This is a genomic window from Enterovirga aerilata, from assembly GCF_013044135.1.
Lineage (GTDB): Bacteria > Pseudomonadota > Alphaproteobacteria > Rhizobiales > Beijerinckiaceae > Enterovirga > Enterovirga aerilata.
In genome coordinates this window covers 545774-561403 of sequence record NZ_JABEPP010000002.1, presented here as the reverse complement: position 1 = coordinate 561403, position 15630 = coordinate 545774, and the positions used below count along the sequence as shown (strand labels likewise).

General features: G+C 68.6%; 15 protein-coding genes and 1 tRNA gene. 12 read left to right on the top strand and 4 right to left on the bottom strand.

The features are described 5' to 3' along the window. Positions 1 to 4: 4 nt before the first annotated feature. The 3 genes from HJG44_RS08000 (at position 5) to dnaE (ending at position 5635) form a co-directional block, all read left to right on the top strand. Positions 5 to 1258 (top strand): lipoprotein-releasing ABC transporter permease subunit, encoded by a 1254-nt coding sequence (locus tag HJG44_RS08000; protein ID WP_171217814.1) that lies wholly within the window; start codon positions 5 to 7, stop codon positions 1256 to 1258. A 5-nt stretch (positions 1259 to 1263) separates the two neighbouring features. Then, the gene (locus tag HJG44_RS07995; protein ID WP_171217813.1) at positions 1264 to 1956 is read left to right on the top strand and encodes an ABC transporter ATP-binding protein; all 693 of its coding nucleotides are present in this window, start codon (positions 1264 to 1266) and stop codon (positions 1954 to 1956) included. Positions 1957 to 2140: 184 nt separating this feature from the next. Continuing rightward, positions 2141 to 5635: a DNA polymerase III subunit alpha gene (gene dnaE, locus HJG44_RS07990; RefSeq protein WP_171217812.1), complete on the top strand. Its 3495-nt coding sequence runs from the start codon at positions 2141 to 2143 to the stop codon at positions 5633 to 5635. A 75-nt stretch (positions 5636 to 5710) separates the two neighbouring features. On the opposite strand, the gene HJG44_RS07985 is transcribed toward dnaE, so the two are convergent. Both HJG44_RS07985 and HJG44_RS07980 read right to left on the bottom strand, forming a co-directional pair. Continuing rightward, a complete protein-coding gene (locus HJG44_RS07985; protein ID WP_171217811.1) occupies positions 5711 to 6139 on the bottom strand; it encodes a hypothetical protein in 429 nt (142 codons plus the stop codon). A 127-nt stretch (positions 6140 to 6266) separates the two neighbouring features. Beyond that, positions 6267 to 6911 carry an LOG family protein gene (locus HJG44_RS07980; RefSeq protein ID WP_171217810.1) on the bottom strand — a complete coding sequence of 215 codons (645 nt, stop codon included), beginning with the start codon at positions 6909 to 6911 and terminating at the stop codon, positions 6267 to 6269. A gap of 86 nt (positions 6912 to 6997) precedes the next feature. Here HJG44_RS07980 and HJG44_RS23635 point away from each other — a divergent pair, with 86 nt between their 5' ends. The 4 genes from HJG44_RS23635 to pssA all read left to right on the top strand — a co-directional run bounded on the left by HJG44_RS23635 (position 6998) and on the right by pssA (position 12116). Beyond that, positions 6998 to 8449, top strand: coding sequence for a LysM peptidoglycan-binding domain-containing protein (locus tag HJG44_RS23635; protein ID WP_246736109.1), 1452 nt, complete (start codon positions 6998 to 7000; stop codon positions 8447 to 8449). A gap of 77 nt (positions 8450 to 8526) precedes the next feature. After that, on the top strand, positions 8527 to 10452 hold the full coding sequence (locus HJG44_RS07970) for an ABCB family ABC transporter ATP-binding protein/permease (protein ID WP_171217809.1): 1926 nt from the start codon (positions 8527 to 8529) through the stop codon (positions 10450 to 10452). A 58-nt stretch (positions 10453 to 10510) separates the two neighbouring features. Next, the gene (locus HJG44_RS07965) at positions 10511 to 11212 is read left to right on the top strand and encodes a phosphatidylserine decarboxylase (RefSeq protein ID WP_171217808.1); all 702 of its coding nucleotides are present in this window, start codon (positions 10511 to 10513) and stop codon (positions 11210 to 11212) included. 61 nt (positions 11213 to 11273) lie between these two features. Continuing rightward, positions 11274 to 12116 carry a CDP-diacylglycerol--serine O-phosphatidyltransferase gene (gene pssA, locus HJG44_RS07960; protein WP_171217807.1) on the top strand — a complete coding sequence of 281 codons (843 nt, stop codon included), beginning with the start codon at positions 11274 to 11276 and terminating at the stop codon, positions 12114 to 12116. Here pssA and HJG44_RS07955 read toward each other — a convergent pair whose 3' ends face one another. Beyond that, positions 12117 to 12470: a hypothetical protein gene (locus HJG44_RS07955; RefSeq protein ID WP_171217806.1), complete on the bottom strand. Its 354-nt coding sequence runs from the start codon at positions 12468 to 12470 to the stop codon at positions 12117 to 12119. Positions 12471 to 12574: 104 nt separating this feature from the next. Here HJG44_RS07955 and HJG44_RS07950 point away from each other — a divergent pair, with 104 nt between their 5' ends. Beyond that, positions 12575 to 13216: a Maf family nucleotide pyrophosphatase gene (locus tag HJG44_RS07950; RefSeq protein ID WP_171217805.1), complete on the top strand. Its 642-nt coding sequence runs from the start codon at positions 12575 to 12577 to the stop codon at positions 13214 to 13216. Positions 13217 to 13234: 18 nt separating this feature from the next. On the opposite strand, the gene HJG44_RS07945 is transcribed toward HJG44_RS07950, so the two are convergent. Further along, on the bottom strand, positions 13235 to 13666 hold the full coding sequence (locus tag HJG44_RS07945; protein WP_171217804.1) for a hypothetical protein: 432 nt from the start codon (positions 13664 to 13666) through the stop codon (positions 13235 to 13237). A 168-nt stretch (positions 13667 to 13834) separates the two neighbouring features. On the opposite strand from HJG44_RS07945, the gene HJG44_RS23630 reads away from it, so the two are divergent. The 4 genes from HJG44_RS23630 (at position 13835) to pcaG (ending at position 15606) form a co-directional block, all read left to right on the top strand. Continuing rightward, positions 13835 to 14047: a DNA gyrase inhibitor YacG gene (locus tag HJG44_RS23630; RefSeq protein WP_246736108.1), complete on the top strand. Its 213-nt coding sequence runs from the start codon at positions 13835 to 13837 to the stop codon at positions 14045 to 14047. Between the two features lie 37 nt (positions 14048 to 14084). Continuing rightward, a tRNA-Phe gene (locus tag HJG44_RS07935) sits at positions 14085 to 14160 on the top strand. A gap of 116 nt (positions 14161 to 14276) precedes the next feature. Then, on the top strand, positions 14277 to 14990 hold the full coding sequence (pcaH, locus tag HJG44_RS07930; protein ID WP_171217802.1) for a protocatechuate 3,4-dioxygenase subunit beta: 714 nt from the start codon (positions 14277 to 14279) through the stop codon (positions 14988 to 14990). After that, a complete protein-coding gene (gene pcaG / locus HJG44_RS07925) occupies positions 14983 to 15606 on the top strand; it encodes a protocatechuate 3,4-dioxygenase subunit alpha (RefSeq protein ID WP_171217801.1) in 624 nt (207 codons plus the stop codon). Before pcaH ends, pcaG begins: the two co-directional genes overlap by 8 nt. Positions 15607 to 15630 lie beyond the last annotated feature (24 nt).

Genomic DNA, 15630 nt, shown 5'->3' with positions numbered 1-15630 from the left:
CCGGATGGCGGACCCGAGACGGACCGCGACCCTGCCTTTCGCGCCCTACGAATGGCTTCTGGCGGGGCGCTATCTCAAGACGCGGCTCATCGCGCTCCTGTCGTTCCTCGGCATCATGCTCGGGGTCGCGACCCTCATCATCGTGCTCTCGGTGATGAACGGCTTCCGGAAGGAGCTTCTGGAGAAGCTCGTCGGCATCAACGGCCACATCTTCGTGGCTCCCATCGACAGCCCGCTCACCGACTATCCCGAGGTCGCCGAGCGCCTCTCCAAGGTCTACGGCGTGCGCCGCGCGGTGCCCTTCGTCGAGGGACAGGTCTTCGCCTCCTCCCCCTATAACGGCTCAGGCGCGCTCGTCCGGGGGGTGCGTGGCGAGGACATGCCGAAGATCACGGCGGTCGCCGAGAACCTGCGCCAGGGAACGCTGGAGAACTTCGACGCTTCCGGAGGCGTGGCGGTCGGCCGGCGGCTCGCCGAAGCTTTGGGGCTTCAGGCCGGCGACAGCATCTCGCTCCTGACCCCGCGCGGGGCATCGACGCCATTCGGGACGACGCCGCGCATCAAGGCCTTCCCGATCGTCGCCGTCTTCGAGATCGGCATGTCGGAGTTCGACGCGACCTTCATCTATATGCCGATGGTGGAGGCTCAGGCCTTCTTCAACCGGGAAGGCGACGCGACGCTGATCGAGGTCTTCCTCGACGATGCCGACCGGGTCGACGAGGCCCGCTATGCCATCGAGCAGGCGGCGGAACGGCCGGTGCTCCTTACCGATTGGCGCCAGCGCAACCGCACCTTCTTCTCGGCCCTCGAGGTCGAGCGCAACGTGATGTTCCTGATCCTCACGCTCATCGTCCTCGTGGCGGCCCTGAACATCATCGCCGGCCTCGTGATGCTCGTGAAGGACAAGTCGAGCGACATCGCGATCCTGCGCACCATGGGGGCGACCCGCTCGGCCGTGATGCGCATCTTCGTCGTCACGGGCGCCTCGATCGGCATCGTCGGGACGCTGGCCGGCGTGGCGCTGGGCCTCCTCGTCTCGCTCAACATCGAATCCCTTCGGCAATTCATCTCCGGCCTCACGGGCGCGAACCTGTTTCCGGCTGAGCTCTATTTCCTGTCGCGGCTGCCCGCGGTGGTGGACCCGACGGAGGTCACCACCGTTGTCGTGCTCGCGATGGCGCTCTCCCTTCTCGCCACCATGTACCCGTCCTGGCGCGCGGCGCGGCTCGATCCCGTCGAGGCGCTGCGTTACGGCTGACCGGCATGGCGGAGGAGGCAATCCCGGCGCTGCGCCTCGCGCGGGTCGAGCGCCGCTATCCCGAGGGCGAAGGATTTCTCGAGATCCTGCGCGGAGTGGAACTGGCGTTGATGCCGGGCGAGATGGTCGCGCTGGTTGCGCCCTCCGGAGCGGGAAAATCGACCCTGCTGCACGTCGCGGGCCTTCTGGAGAAGCCCGACGGCGGCGATGTCGTGATCGGCGGTCGCTCGACCGCGGCGATGAGCGATGCCGAGCGCACCCGCACGCGGCGGGAGGAGATCGGCTTCGTCTATCAGTTCCACCATCTCCTGCCCGAATTCACGGCGCTCGAGAACGTGGTCATGCCGCAGATGATCCGGGGCCTGTCCCGCAAGGAGGCGAAGGGGAGGGCGGCCGAGCTTCTGGCCTTTCTCGGTCTCGGCGAGCGGCTGACGCACCGGCCGGCGAAGCTTTCGGGAGGCGAGCAGCAGCGGGTGGCGATCGCAAGAGCCGTGGCCAATGCGCCGCGCCTGCTTCTGGCGGACGAGCCCACGGGCAACCTCGATCCGCAGACCTCGCGGCACGTCTTCTCGACGCTGGTCTCGCTCGTGCGCGCCTCCGGCCTCGCGGCGCTGGTGGCGACCCACAATCTCGAGCTTGCCGAGCGGATGGATCGCCGGCTCACCTTGCGGGACGGCCTGCTCGTCGAGCTCGACTGACCGCAACCCGGCCAGGCGAGCGGATGCTCCGCGGGCACGCGGTCGGCGGTCAGGAACTGCAGCGCTCTCGGCCAGCATGGCGCCAGCCTGAACCGGCCGCCGAATCTGGGGACGCCCGGCCCGGCGGGATCGACTCGCCGCGGCGCACGGGCGAAAGATGCCGGCCCGCTCCGAATCCGAGACCATGGCGCGCATTCTCCGAGACGTCGGCTTCGTCCATCTGCACCTCCACTCGTCCTATTCGCTGCTGGAAGGCGCGCTGAAGATCGCCGACCTGCAGAAGCTCGCAGAGAAGGACCGGCAGCCGGCGCTGGCCCTCACCGACACCAACAATCTCTTCGGCGCGCTCGAATTCTCCGAAAAGCTCGCCGGAAAGGGCATCCAGCCCATCGCGGGCATCCAGCTCTCGGTATGCTTCGAGGATCCGGAGCCGAATGCCCGCCAGCCCGGGGTCAGGACGTCGAACATCGTGCTGCTTGCGGCCACGGAGGAGGGCTACGGCAACCTGATGAAGCTCGCGAGCCGGGCGCAGTTCGACGTTCCGCTCGGCGATCCCCCGCATGTCCGGGCGGATCGCCTGAAGGAGCATGCGGCCGGGCTCTTCGCGCTGACCGGCGGCTTCACGGGCCCGCTCGATACGGCGCTCCGCGACGGGGGCAGGGCGGATCTCGCCGCACGCCGGCTCGGGCTGCTGCAGGATGCGTTCCGGGACGCCCTCTATGTCGAGATCGGGCGTCACGGCCTCGACGCGGAGCGGATGGTCGAGGGCCAGCTCATCGATATGGCGGATGCGCGCGGCATCCCGATCGTGGCGACGAACGAGCCCTTCTTCGCCTCCGCCTCCGATTTCGAGGCCCAGGATGCGCTCCTCGCGATCGCCGAGGGCCGGCTCGTTTCCGACGACAACCGCCGCCGGCTCACGCCCGAGCACCGCTTCCGCACCCGGGCCGAGATGGCGGAACTCTTCGCCGACCTGCCGGATGCGCTGCAGGCGAGCGTCGAGATCGCGATGCGCTGCCATTTCCGCGTCAGGACCCGGAAGCCGATCCTGCCGAGCTTCGGCACGGGGGAGGGGACGGAGCCATTCGACGAGGCGGCCGAACTCGCCCGGCAGGCCGAGGAGGGACTCGAGGCGCGGCTTGCCGCGCATGGACCGGCGCCCGGCTACACGGCCGCGGATTATCGCGAGCGCCTCGGCTACGAGCTCGGCGTCATTACCCGGATGAAGTTCCCGGGCTACTTCCTGATCGTCGCCGACTTCATCAAATGGGCGAAGGAGCACGACATTCCGGTCGGGCCCGGCCGCGGCTCGGGGGCGGGCTCGCTCGTGGCCTACGCGCTGACCATCACCGATCTCGATCCGATCCGCTTCGGCCTGCTCTTCGAGCGCTTCCTGAACCCCGAGCGCGTCTCGATGCCGGATTTCGACATCGACTTCTGCGTCGACGGGCGCGAGCGCGTGATCGAATACGTCCAGCATCGATACGGCGAGCGGCAGGTCGCGCAGATCATCACCTTCGGCACCCTGCTCGCCCGCGGTGTCATGCGCGATGTCGGCCGCGTGCTGGAAATGCCCTACGGGCAGGTCGACAAGCTGACCAAGCTCGTCCCCAACAATCCGGCAAATCCCGTCACGCTCGACCAGGCGATCGCGGGCGAGCCGAAGCTGCAGGCGGCGGCCCGGGAGGAACCTGTCGTCGGCCGCATGCTCGAGATCGCGAAGAAGCTGGAGGGCTTGCATCGCCACGCCTCGACGCACGCCGCGGGCGTCGTGATCGGCGACCGGCCTCTCGAAGAGCTGGTGCCGCTCTACCGCGACCCGAAGACGGGCATGCGGGTGACCCAGTTCAACATGAAATGGGTCGAGCAGGCGGGGCTCGTGAAGTTCGACTTCCTCGGGCTCAAGACCCTGACCGTGCTGAAGAAGGCGGTTGAGCTGATCCGGGCGAAAGGCGTCGATATCGATCTCGCGACGATCCCGCTCGACGACAGGAAGACCTACGAGCAGCTCGGGCGTGGCGAGACGGTGGGCGTGTTCCAGGTGGAATCGGCCGGCATGCGCAAGGCGCTCTGCGAGATGGAGGCCGACCGCATCGAGGACCTGATCGCGCTCGTCGCGCTCTACCGCCCGGGCCCGATGGCCAACATCCCGGTCTATTGCGCGCGAAAGCTCGGGCGCGACCCGGACCCGGAGGAGACCTGGTACCCGCATCCGAAACTCGCGCCGATCCTGCGCGAGACCTTCGGCATCATCGTCTACCAGGAGCAGGTGATGGAGGTCGCCAAGCTCCTCGCCGGCTATTCGCTCGGCGGCGCGGACATGCTGCGCCGCGCGATGGGCAAGAAGATCAAGGCGGAGATGGATGCCCAGCGCGACATTTTCGTGCGGGGCTGCACCGAGCGCGGGCTGGAACGCGAGACCGCGGACACCATCTTCGACCTGCTCGCCAAGTTCGCCGATTACGGCTTCAACAAAAGCCACGCGGCAGCCTACGCGCTCGTCGCCTACCAGACCGCGTACCTGAAGGCGAACTATCCGGTCGAGTTCCTGGCGGCCTCCATGACCATGGATATCGACAACACCGACAAGCTGGGCGAATTCCGGCGCGAGGCGCAGCGCCTCGGGATCAAGGTCGAGCCGCCCTCCATCAATCGCTCTGGCGTGGTGTTCCAGGTGGAGCGCGGCGGCGAAGGCCAGGGCGGCATCCGCTACGCGCTCGCGGCCATCAAGGGGGTCGGCCGGGGCGCGGTGGAGGCCCTGGTCGAGGCGCGCGGCGACAAGCCGTTCAGAACCCTCACCGATCTCGCGCAGCGCATCAACCCGCGCGTCCTGAACAAGCGCACGCTAGAGAACCTCATCGCGGCCGGCGCCCTTGACGAGCTCGAACCGGACCGCGCCCGGGCGACGGCGGCGGTCGATGCGATGATGGGCTTGGCGCAGCGCGCGGAAGACATGCGCACGGGCGGCGCGCTCGACATGTTCGGCGGCGTTGCGGATCCCGGAATCGAGCTCAGGGTGCCGCTCCATCAGGCCTGGCCCGCCGCCGAGCGGCTGCGCAAGGAATACGAGGCGGTCGGCTTCTTCCTGTCCGGCCATCCGCTCGACGAATACGGTGAGCTTCTGAAGAAGCTGCGCGTCCAGAGCTGGGCCGAGTTCTGCCGCACGGCCAAGGCGAATGGCGGCTCCGTCGGCCGCGTCGCGGCGAGCGTGCTCGACCGGCAGGAGCGCCGCACCAAGAGCGGCTCGAAGATGGGTATCGTGAACCTGTCGGACCAGACGGGCCACTACGAGGCGATCATCTTCTCGGAGGGGCTGACGACATATCGCGATCTGCTCGAGCCAGGCCGCGCCGTCCTGCTGGTCCTGCAGGCTGGCGTCGAGGGCGAGGACGTCCGCGCCCGCATCCAGTCTGCGGAGCCGCTCGACGATGCGCTCGCCCGGCACCGCAACGACATGCGCATCTTCTTACGCGACCCGCGGCCGATATCGAGCGTGCAGGACCGGTTGCGGGCCCGCGGCGGCGATGTCCGCGGCGAGGGCGAGGTGTCCCTCATCCTCATCCTCGACGAGGGCGAGCGCGAGGTCGAGGTGAAGCTGAAGGGCCGCTACCCTGCCTCCCCGGCCATCGCGGGTGCGTTGCGGGCGGTGCCGGGCGTGGTCGACGTCCAGATCGCGTAGGGGAGGGAGGGGGGCGCAGCCCTCTCCGGCCCATCGCTGGAAGGCGAGGCGACGGAGCTGGTCTGGTCGGTCCCGTCAGTTCACGAATCGGACCTTCCGGTCCTTGCAGATGTCCTGCTCGTGCAGGTCGGCCTCGCCGGCCCGCTGGAACGTCGCCGAGATCGTCACTGTGCAGGACTTGAGTGCCGGCAGGCGCAGTGTCACGGTCTGCCCCGATCCGAGTTCTTTCGCCAAACGTGCCGTCTTGCCCTCCGCCGAGACTTCGAGCGCGGTGAGCGCCGAGCCGCTGTCGTTCGTGATGCTGAGCGCACGCGCCGGCGTGGGTCCTTTAGGCTTCACCTTCGCCCGCGGCCTCGCCGCGGGAGCCGCCTCCTCGGCCGGCGGGGTCAGCGGTGCAGCCCCGCTCCCGGATGCCGGCGGCTCGAAGAGCGAGGTTTGCGCCTGCACGCCTCCCGCGATCAGCAGGCAGCCGCAGGCGATTGCGAGCGATTTCCATCCCGACATGTCTTCAACCCCCTCGGCGGAACCCAAATAAGCAGAGCCCCCGCCCGGCCAAGGTGACCATAACCGTCCGGTGCGGTCCAGACCGGCCGGAACGCTGTCCAGCGCCGATCCTGCGGTGCGCAGCGGGTCAGAAATGCTCCTCGATGAAGGCTGCGTTCTCCTGCCCGCCCCGGCGGCGATAGCTCGCCTCCATCATCGGGATGAGATCCTCGACCTTCTCGGCTACCCCGTAATTCAGCTCCAGACCAGCTCGGATGAACCCGTTCAGCCGCATATGGGCGAGGAGATCGATCAGCGGACGCCAGAAGCCGTTCACGTCGAGGAGGAGGATCGGCTTGGTGTGACGCCCGAGCTGCGACCAGGTCATCTGCTCCACCAGCTCCTCGAGGGTCCCGACGCCGCCCGGCAGAGCGACGAAGGCGTCCGAGCGGTCGAACATGAGCTGCTTGCGCGTATGCATGTCCGGGACGATGATCGTCTCCTGCGCTGCGTCCAGCATGTTCTCGCGCCGGCGCAGGAAGTCCGGGATGATGCCCGTGACATGCCCGCCGTGACGCAGCACTGATCTGGCCGTGATGCCCATCAGGCCGACGTCCCCGCCGCCATAGACGAGCCCCAGCCCGGCTTCGGCGAGGAGCCGGCCGAGTTCCTCTGCGGCTTTGGCGAAGGCCGGATCCGCGCCCGGGCTCGACCCGCAATAGACGCAGACGTTGCGCAGCGCGCTTCCGCCGCCATTCGGCAAGCCTTCGCGGGCCGCGTCGTGATCGGGCATGCTATCTCCTTGTTGCCGCTCGTTTCCGGTCGTAACTTGTAGACGAGAGTGCAAGCTTCCAAGCCGAACGTGCGATTGGGAACGACATGAGCGTGGGTCCCGCCAGGACGATTATCTCGGTCCTGGCGATTCTGGCATTCGCCGCGGGGCTGGGCTGGCACTTTTCCCGCGAGCGCACGGCCGCGCCGCCACCCCAGATCGCCGGTCGGACCGTGGAGCAGGCGCCCCGGACGGATCCTCCGGGTAGCCGGCCGTCCGGGGCGGTCACCGCTCCGGCGGCGCCGGCGCAGCAATCCGCGGCTCTCCCGCCTCAACCGGCCCCGGGGCAGGCCGCTCCGGTCGGTGCCGGGCAAGCGGAGGGTCCGAAGCTAGGCGAGGCGGCGAAACCCGCGGAGGCGGCCGCGTCCGAGCCCAAGCTTCCTTCGTTCGACGTCGTCCGGGTGGAGCCCACAGGCGAGAGCGTGATCGCGGGGCGCGCCGCGCCGAGTGCGACCGTCGAGCTCCTCCGCAACGGCCAGCCTTTCGCGCGCGTGGTCGCGGACGCGTCGGGACTTTTCGCCTTCGTGCCCCCGCCTCTTCCGGCCGGCTCGCATGAGATCGTACTCCAGGCGACCTCGTCGGAGGGCGGCCGCATGCGGTCCGCGCAGAGTGTGACCGTCGTGATCGCACCCGACCGGAAGCAGACGCCGCTCGTGACGGTTACGGCGCCCGACCAGCCGACCATCGTGCTGTCGAAGCCGGACGAACCGGCCGCCTCGACTCCGGCCGTCGCCGCCGCGGGAAACTCCGCTGCGCCAGCTGTTCCCGCGGGAGCGCCATCCGCTCCGGCCAAACGGCCCGAGATCCGCATCGCCACGGTGGAGACGGAAGGGACGGGTCGGCTCTTCATCTCCGGCCAAGCCGCACCCGGCGCGACGATCCGTCTTTATCTGAACGATGCCTTCGTGGCGCCGAGCGGGACGGGCCCGGACGGGCGCCTGTCCTTCTCCATCGAGCGCGGTATCAAGCCGGGCGACTATCGCATCCGCCTGGACGATGTGGATCCCGTGACAGGCGCCGTGAAATCGCGCGCCGAAGTCCCCTTCACCGTGCCGGCTCCGCCGCCGGTCGCGGTCGCCGGCGCCCCCGTGGGCCGGGCCACGGATTCTGCCGGCTCCACGGCACCGGGCTCGCCGCACACCGGCGACCTCACGGGACGGCAGCCGGAGCGCGCCCCTGCCCCGGGTTCCGTGGTCGCGGGGCTCCAGCCCGGGACCGGGCGGGGAGGATCCTCCTCGGGTTCGGCAGCGCCCCAGGCGGCCGCCTCTCCGAACGCGATCGCCCTCGCCGATCCCGGCCAGGTCGTCGTACCCGAGGTCAATACGGCCATCGTCGCGCGCGGCGACAATCTCTGGCGCATCTCCAAGCGCGTCTACGGACGCGGCCTCCGCTACACCGTCATCTACGGAGCGAACTCGCCGCAGATCCGCAATCCCGATCTGATCTATCCGGGCCAGGTCTTCGTGCTTCCGGCCGACGAGGCGGCGAAGACGCGCTGATGGTCACCCTGGGTGGGGGGCGGCAGGTGCAAGGCGGCGCGCCCTGACCTATATCCCGGGCCTACCGGACAGGACGAATGCTCGCACCACCCTCGGCCATCGAGGCGCCGCAACCGCGCCCGGGCCTCGTCGCCACGCTCTTCAGATTGTGGCCCTATCTCTGGCCGACGGGCCGGCCGGAGCTGCAGCGGCGCGTATTCCTCGCCTTCGGCCTCCTGCTGATCGCGAAGGGCGTGACCATGGTCACGCCCTTCGCCTTCAAATGGGCCACGGACGCGCTCGTGCTCGCGACGGGGAAGGGGGGACCCGGAGAGGCCGCGAGCCTGCCGGACTGGATCGCCGGGCTGCCCTGGGGCGCCTGGGGGGCGCCGCTTGCGCTGACCGTCGTCTACGGCGTCTCCCGCGCGCTTCAGGCGCTGCTGACGCAGGTGCGCGACGGTCTCTTCGCCAAGGTCGCGATGCATGCCGTGCGGCGGCTCGCCCAGAAGACCTTCGAGCACATGCATGCGCTCTCGCTCCGCTTCCACCTGGAGCGCAAGACGGGCGGGCTTACGCGGGTGCTGGAGCGCGGGAGGAACGGCATCGAGGAACTCTCGCGCCTCTTCGTGCTCCAGCTCATCCCGACGATCGTCGAGTTCGCGCTCGTGATCGGAATCCTCGCCTGGGAGTTCGATTGGCTCTATTCGGCCGTCGTCGTCGTGATGGTCGCCGTCTATCTCGCCTATACCTACAAGGCGACCGAGTGGCGGATCTCCATCCGCAAGCAGATGAACGACTCCGATACCGACGCCAATGTGCGGGCCGTCGACTCGCTTCTGAACTACGAGACGGTGAAGTATTTCGGTGCGGAGCGCCGCGAGGCCGAGCGCTACGACCGCTCCATGCAGCGCTACGAACGGGCATCCACCCAGACCTACACGTCCCTCGCCGTCTTGAATTCGGGACAGGCCGTGATCTTCTCGGCCGGAATGACGGTGGTGATGCTGCTCGCTGCGCGCGACATCATGGCGGGGAGGGCGTCGGTCGGCAGCTTCGTGCTGGTGAATGCGATGCTGGTCCAGCTCTACATCCCGCTCAACTTCATGGGCATGCTGTACCGCGAGATCAAGCAGGCGCTCATCGACATCGACGACATGTTCCGGATCATCGAGCAACATCCCGAGATCCAGGACCGGCCGGGCGCGCAGCCCCTCGTGGTGAGGGAGGGCGAGGTCCGGTTCGAGGACGTGCATTTCGCCTACACGTCCGCCCGGCCGATCCTGAAGGGGATCAGCTTCGCGGTGCCGGCCGGGCGCACGGTGGCTATCGTGGGCCCCTCGGGAGCCGGCAAGTCGACGATCTCGCGCCTCCTGTTCAGGTTCTACGAGCCGACGAGCGGGGGCATCCTCATCGATGGGCAGGACATTTCGGAGGTGCAGCAGGCAAGCCTGCGCGCGGCGATCGGCATGGTCCCCCAGGACACCGTGCTGTTCAACGACACGATCGGGTACAACATCGCCTATGGTCGCGACGGCGCCCGTCCGGAGGATATCGCGGAGGCCGCCCGGCTCGCGCAGATCGACGGCTTCGTGCGCGCGCTGCCGGAAGGCTACGACACGCCGGTCGGCGAGCGCGGGCTCAAGCTATCGGGCGGCGAGAAGCAGCGCGTCGCGATTGCCCGAACGATCCTCAAGGCCCCGCCGATCCTGATCCTCGACGAGGCGACCTCGGCGCTCGATTCGTTCACCGAGAAGGAGATCCAGGACGCCCTCGAGCGCGTCTCCCGGGACCGCACGACCATCGTCATTGCGCACCGGCTTTCGACCGTCGTCGGAGCCGACGAGATCATCGTCCTGGATGGCGGCGTGATCGTCGAGCGCGGCACCCATGCCGATCTCCTGGCCAGGGATGGCGTCTATGCCGCGATGTGGGACCGGCAGCGCAAGGCGGCCGAGGCCATGGAAACGCTGCAGCAGACGCAGGCGCAAGAGGCGCCTTCGCTGCGCGTGAGCGTGGCCGGTTGATTCTGGAGAGGAGGCCTGCGATCCGCGGGCCGGCAGGACGGCACCAGCAAAGGGCGACATGACCGATATCTACGAATCGATCCGGCGGCTTTTCGTGCCGATCCGCCGCGAGGGCTATCCCTTCATCGCCATCGCGTTTGCGGCCGCGGTGCTGCTCGGGTTCGTCTGGGCGCCGCTGTTCTGGATCCTGCTGATCGTCACGCTGTGGGTCTGCTACTTCTTTCGCGATCCCGAACGGGTGACGCCAGTTCGTGAGGGCCTGGTGGTCTCGCCGGCGGATGGACGCATTAGCATGATCACCAACGCGGCTCCGCCGCCCGAGATGGGGCTGCCGGAGGCCCCGATGCTCCGCATCTCGGTGTTCATGAACGTGTTCGACTGCCACGTGAACCGCTCGCCCGTGACGGGACGCATCATCCGCGTCGCGTACACGCCCGGGCTCTTCCTCAACGCCGATCTCGACAAGGCGAGCGAGGACAACGAGCGCAACGCCCTTGTGATCGAGACCGGGGGCGTGTCGGTGGGCGTGGTGCAGATCGCGGGGCTCGTTGCCCGACGCATCGTGGACTGGGTCAAGGAGGGTGACAGCATCACGACGGGCCAGCGCTTCGGCCTGATCCGGTTCGGCTCGCGGGTAGACGTCTACCTCCCGCCGACCGCGCAGGTGCTCGTCGGCGTGGGCCAGAAGGCGATCGCCGGCGAGACGGTGCTCGCCGACATCCTGGGCAACGAGGCCCCGCGGACCTATCTCGCGTCATGAGCCTGCCCCCTCGCTTGTCCGAGGGTCCCCGCGCCCCTAGCCTGCGCCCGAGCCAAGCCGCATGAGCGACATCTTCCAGCCCTTCGTCCCGGATCCGGTCGAGCCCCGGCGGCGCCTGTTCAACCGGCCGGTACCTTTCCGGGTGATCGCGCCGAACCTCATCACGCTCGTCGCGCTCTGCCTCGGGCTGACCGCCATCCGGCTTGCCTACGAAGGCAAGCTCGAGCCTTCGGTCCTGGCCATCGTGGTCGCGGCGTTGCTGGATGGCGTGGACGGGCGCGTGGCACGCCTCCTCAAGGGAACCTCCCGGTTCGGGGCGGAACTCGATTCGCTTGCCGATTTTGTCAATTTCGGCGTGGCGCCCGCGCTCGTGCTCTACAGCTTCGTCCTCCACGACGCGAAGGCATTCGGCTGGATCGTCGCGCTCATCTTCGCGATCGCGACCGGGCTGCGTCTCGCCCGCTTCAACGTCATGATCGAGGATCCGGACCGACCCGAATGGAAGAAGGACTTCTTCGTCGGCATGCCCGCTCCGGCGGGCGCAGGGACGGTGCTCCTGCCGATCTATCTCCACTTCCTCGGCTGGCCGGCCGAGTGGCAGTTCCTGCCGGTCGTCCTCGGCTACGTGCTGGTGATCGCGCTCCTCATGGTCTCGACCATCCCGACCTATTCGGGGAAGACGATGGGCAAACGCATTCCGCGCGATTGGGTGCTGCCCATCTTCGTGATGACGGTCGCGGTGTTCGGTCTCGTCGTGAGCTTCCCCTTCGAGGCGCTCGTCATCATCACGATCTTCTATCTCGCGACCATCCCGCTCGGGGTGGTGCATTACCAGCGGCTCCGGCGGCAGCATGCGGCGCCGGCCGCCGTCCTCCCTGCCGAAGGGGACCGCGTCGAGATCTGATCAGTACCGCCCGAGGCGCGCCGCGTTCGCCCGGACGCGCGCGTGACCGGGCCTCGAGGCCGCCCGGACCAGCACGAGGGCCTCGTGCGCCATCCCGGCCGGGGTGACCGGGGCCGCAAGCGCGCGCCACATCATCGCATTCCAGGCCATGCAGGCTTCCATCGCGCCTTCCCAGGCCGCCACGACCTTCTCGGAGGTGGCGCCATGCCATTCCGCGAGACCGTCCGCGCTGGGTCTCACGAGGCAATGCGCTAGGATCGGCAGGCGCGCGGCGATCGTGACCGCGCTGTTCGCGGCCGCCTCGCCGGCCTCCAGCGCCGTCTCCACGAGGGCGTGCGTGAGATTGCGGGACATGGGGCCTCCGTGCCGTTCGGCCGTGCCGGCCGTCGCGAGTTCACAAGCGCGCCGGGGCTCTCTAAGTTCCGGGCCGAAGCGAGGTGCAGGGACGTCGAGCGGGAATGGTTTCCGAAAGGGCTGCGGCCGATCCGGAAGGCGGCAGCCTGCCGCCCCGTCTCGTCCTCGCGTCCGCCTCGCCGCGACGGCTGGCGCTGCTCGCCCAGATCGGTCTCGTTCCGGACGAGGTGCGTCCGACCGATCTCGACGAGGCGCCGCTGAAAGGCGAACTGCCTCGCCACCATGCGCGCCGGCTCGCCCGCGCGAAGGCCGAGGCTGCGGCCGGAAGCGGGGAGGGCTCCTTCCTCCTTGCGGCCGATACCGTCGTCGCGGTCGGGCGGCGGATCCTCCCGAAGGCGGAAACGGCCGAGGAGGCGCGCCGCTGCCTGGAACTCCTTTCAGGCCGGGCGCACCGCGTCTTTACGGGCATCTGCCTGCGCACGCCTGCTGGACGCGTTCGCGAGCGGCTCGTGGAGACGCGGGTCAGGTTCAAACGCCTCTCCGCGCCCGAGCTTGCCGCCTATCTCGCGTCCGGCGAATGGCGCGGCAAGGCCGGCGGCTACGCCATCCAGGGGCTCGCCGGCGCCTTCGTGCTGGGCATAGTAGGGTCCTACGGCGCGGTGGTGGGGCTGCCTCTCTACGAGACGGCCTGCCTCCTGGAGGGCGAGGGTTATCCCGTGCGTCGCGCCTGGGCCCAGGGCGAATAGGCCGCGGCCGCGCAGCGCTCAGAGCCGCTGCGGCCAGGTCCGCTGGCAGGTTCCGACGACCTTCTCCAGAACGACGTCGTCCCCGGCCTCGCCGGCCGCGCGTTCCTCGGCCGTCTTGCCGCGCAGGATCGTGGTCTCGAACTCGCTCGTGATCCGGTTCACGACGAAGCTCTGGCGCTCGGCTTCCTTGGGCCAGCCGGCAATGCGCGTCGTGAGCTCGCCGAGGACCTGGTAATCGTCCGATCGGAGCACCCGCAGGTCGTAGATGTTGGCGGTCGTGATCCACTTCACGCTCGGCGGCGGGAACGGCAGGTAGGGCAGAGACGGTCGCACCATCAGAAGGTATCGCCCCGTCGGCGTCGTGCAGTTGAGCGAGAACTCGCTGCTGCAGCCCGCGAGCGGCAGGACGATCGCAAGGAGAAAAGCCGTTCGCTTCAGAGCATCGATCATGGACCGCCCGGATTGCCGCGGCGCGAACCTAGCGGGATCGGCCGCCCCATGCCTAGATATCGGAGGGGACCGGAGAGAGTAGGCGGGGCTTTCGGCCCGTCCGCCGCCTCTGGTGCATCCGGTCGGAAGAGACCGGGTCAGCGGGACCATCCGAAGGACAACCTCGCCTTGACGAAGCCCAGGACCGAACCAGCCTGCCCGATCTGCGGCGCGCCGCGCTCGCCGCGCTTCCGCCCCTTCTGCTCGGCCCGCTGTGCCGATGCGGACCTGCAGCGCTGGCTCAGCGATGCCTATGTGATCCCGGTGGCCGAGGACGAGGAGCAAGCTGCCGCGAACGAGGCCGATGACCTCGCTGGACAGAGCGAGCGAGGCCGCCTATAAGCCCGGCCTCCGCTTCGGACGCGCGCCGGGGCCGGACGCCCAGGTAGCTCAGTTGGTAGAGCATGCGACTGAAAATCGCAGTGTCGGTGGTTCGATTCCGCCCCTGGGCACCATCTCTTCCTGACCTCGCTCGTTTCGCTACGATTGCCTGAGCCCCTCGGTGACGAGGCTTGCGTCCGCCTCTGTAAGGGGCGAAAGCAGCCTCGAACGCGGGACCAGGGAGGCGGGGTTGAGCCGGACGATCTATCCGAGGGAGAGCCTGTCGGGCGATCCCCCCTATCTGCATGCGGACTACGCCTCCACGAGGAAGCGCTCGCCCTCCAAGCCCCTCGTCATCATCCCGCACACGCTCTCGGAACTGACCGGTCCCGTCTACGGCCACGAGACCGTGCAGGAGGGGGATAACGACCTGACGCGTCAGCATCTCGGCGAGCCCCTCGGCGAGCGCATCGTCGTGACCGGCCGCGTGCTCGACGAGGACGGGCGGCCGGTCCCGAATACGCTGATCGAGCTCTGGCAGGCCAACGCGGCGGGGCGCTACATCCATGTGCGGGACCAGCATCCTGCGCCGCTCGATCCGAACTTCACCGGAGCGGGGCGGGTGGTGACGGATTCGGAAGGCCGCTACCGCTTCACCAGCATCAAGCCCGGCGCCTATCCCTGGCGCAACCATCCGAATGCCTGGCGGCCGGCCCATATCCACTTCTCGCTTTTCGGGCCCAGTTTCCTGACGCGGCTCGTGACCCAGATGTACTTCCCGGGCGATCCGCTCTTCCCGTTCGACCCAATCTTCAACTCGATCGCGGACGAGCGCGCGCGGAACCGCCTGATCGCCCGCTTCGACATCGAGACCACGGAGCCCGAATGGGCGCTCGGCTACCAGTTCGACTTCGTCCTGCGCGGGCGGAACGCGACCCCGCTCGAGGATCCGCACGATGACTGAGGCGCGCCGCTACGGCGTCCAGCCAGGGAACCCGGACGGCGTCACGCCGTCCCAGACCGTCGGGCCGTTCTTCGCCTATGTGCTGACACCGCACGAATACGGGACGCGGGAGATCTTCTCCAAGGACATCGTGACGCCCGACGCGGTCGGGCATCCGATCCGGATCGAGGGCTACGTCATCGACGGAGACGGCGAGCCGATCATCGATGCCATGCTGGAGATCTGGCAGGCGGACGGGGACGGCCGCTACGCCGGGGCGGCTCCGCAGCATGGGGCGAACACGGCCTTCAAGGGCTTCGGCCGCAGCGACGTCGACTCGAACGGCTTCTTCGCCTTCCGCACCGTCAAGCCGGGCCAGGTGCCGGGGCCGGACGGGACGACGCAGGCGCCGCACATCAATGTCGGGGTCTTCGCGCGCGGCCTCCTGAAGCGGCTCTTTACCCGCATCTATTTCCAGGGCGAGCCCGCCAACGCGACCGATCCCATTCTCGCTCTCGTCCCCAAGGAGCGGCGGCACACGCTCATCGCGGCCCGCCGCAGCCGGGGGGACGATACGGTCTACACCTTCAACATCCGCCTCCAGGGCGAGGACGAGACCGTCTTCTTCGAGGCGTGAGCGCGCCCAGGCATCCATTCCAGG

Bases quoted from the DNA above. Each gene is read 5' to 3' on its own strand.
- HJG44_RS08000 (WP_171217814.1), top strand. From the start codon at position 5: ATGGCGGACCCGAGACGGACCGCGACCCTGCCTTTCGCGCCCTACGAA.
- HJG44_RS07995 (WP_171217813.1), top strand. From the start codon at position 1,264: ATGGCGGAGGAGGCAATCCCGGCGCTGCGCCTCGCGCGGGTCGAGCGC.
- dnaE (WP_171217812.1), top strand. From the start codon at position 2,141: ATGGCGCGCATTCTCCGAGACGTCGGCTTCGTCCATCTGCACCTCCAC.
- HJG44_RS07985 (WP_171217811.1), bottom strand. From the start codon at position 6,139: ATGTCGGGATGGAAATCGCTCGCAATCGCCTGCGGCTGCCTGCTGATC.
- HJG44_RS07980 (WP_171217810.1), bottom strand. From the start codon at position 6,911: ATGCCCGATCACGACGCGGCCCGCGAAGGCTTGCCGAATGGCGGCGGA.
- HJG44_RS23635 (WP_246736109.1), top strand. From the start codon at position 6,998: ATGAGCGTGGGTCCCGCCAGGACGATTATCTCGGTCCTGGCGATTCTG.
- HJG44_RS07970 (WP_171217809.1), top strand. From the start codon at position 8,527: ATGCTCGCACCACCCTCGGCCATCGAGGCGCCGCAACCGCGCCCGGGC.
- HJG44_RS07965 (WP_171217808.1), top strand. From the start codon at position 10,511: ATGACCGATATCTACGAATCGATCCGGCGGCTTTTCGTGCCGATCCGC.
- pssA (WP_171217807.1), top strand. From the start codon at position 11,274: ATGAGCGACATCTTCCAGCCCTTCGTCCCGGATCCGGTCGAGCCCCGG.
- HJG44_RS07955 (WP_171217806.1), bottom strand. From the start codon at position 12,470: ATGTCCCGCAATCTCACGCACGCCCTCGTGGAGACGGCGCTGGAGGCC.
- HJG44_RS07950 (WP_171217805.1), top strand. From the start codon at position 12,575: ATGGTTTCCGAAAGGGCTGCGGCCGATCCGGAAGGCGGCAGCCTGCCG.
- HJG44_RS07945 (WP_171217804.1), bottom strand. From the start codon at position 13,666: ATGATCGATGCTCTGAAGCGAACGGCTTTTCTCCTTGCGATCGTCCTG.
- pcaG (WP_171217801.1), top strand. From the start codon at position 14,983: ATGACTGAGGCGCGCCGCTACGGCGTCCAGCCAGGGAACCCGGACGGC.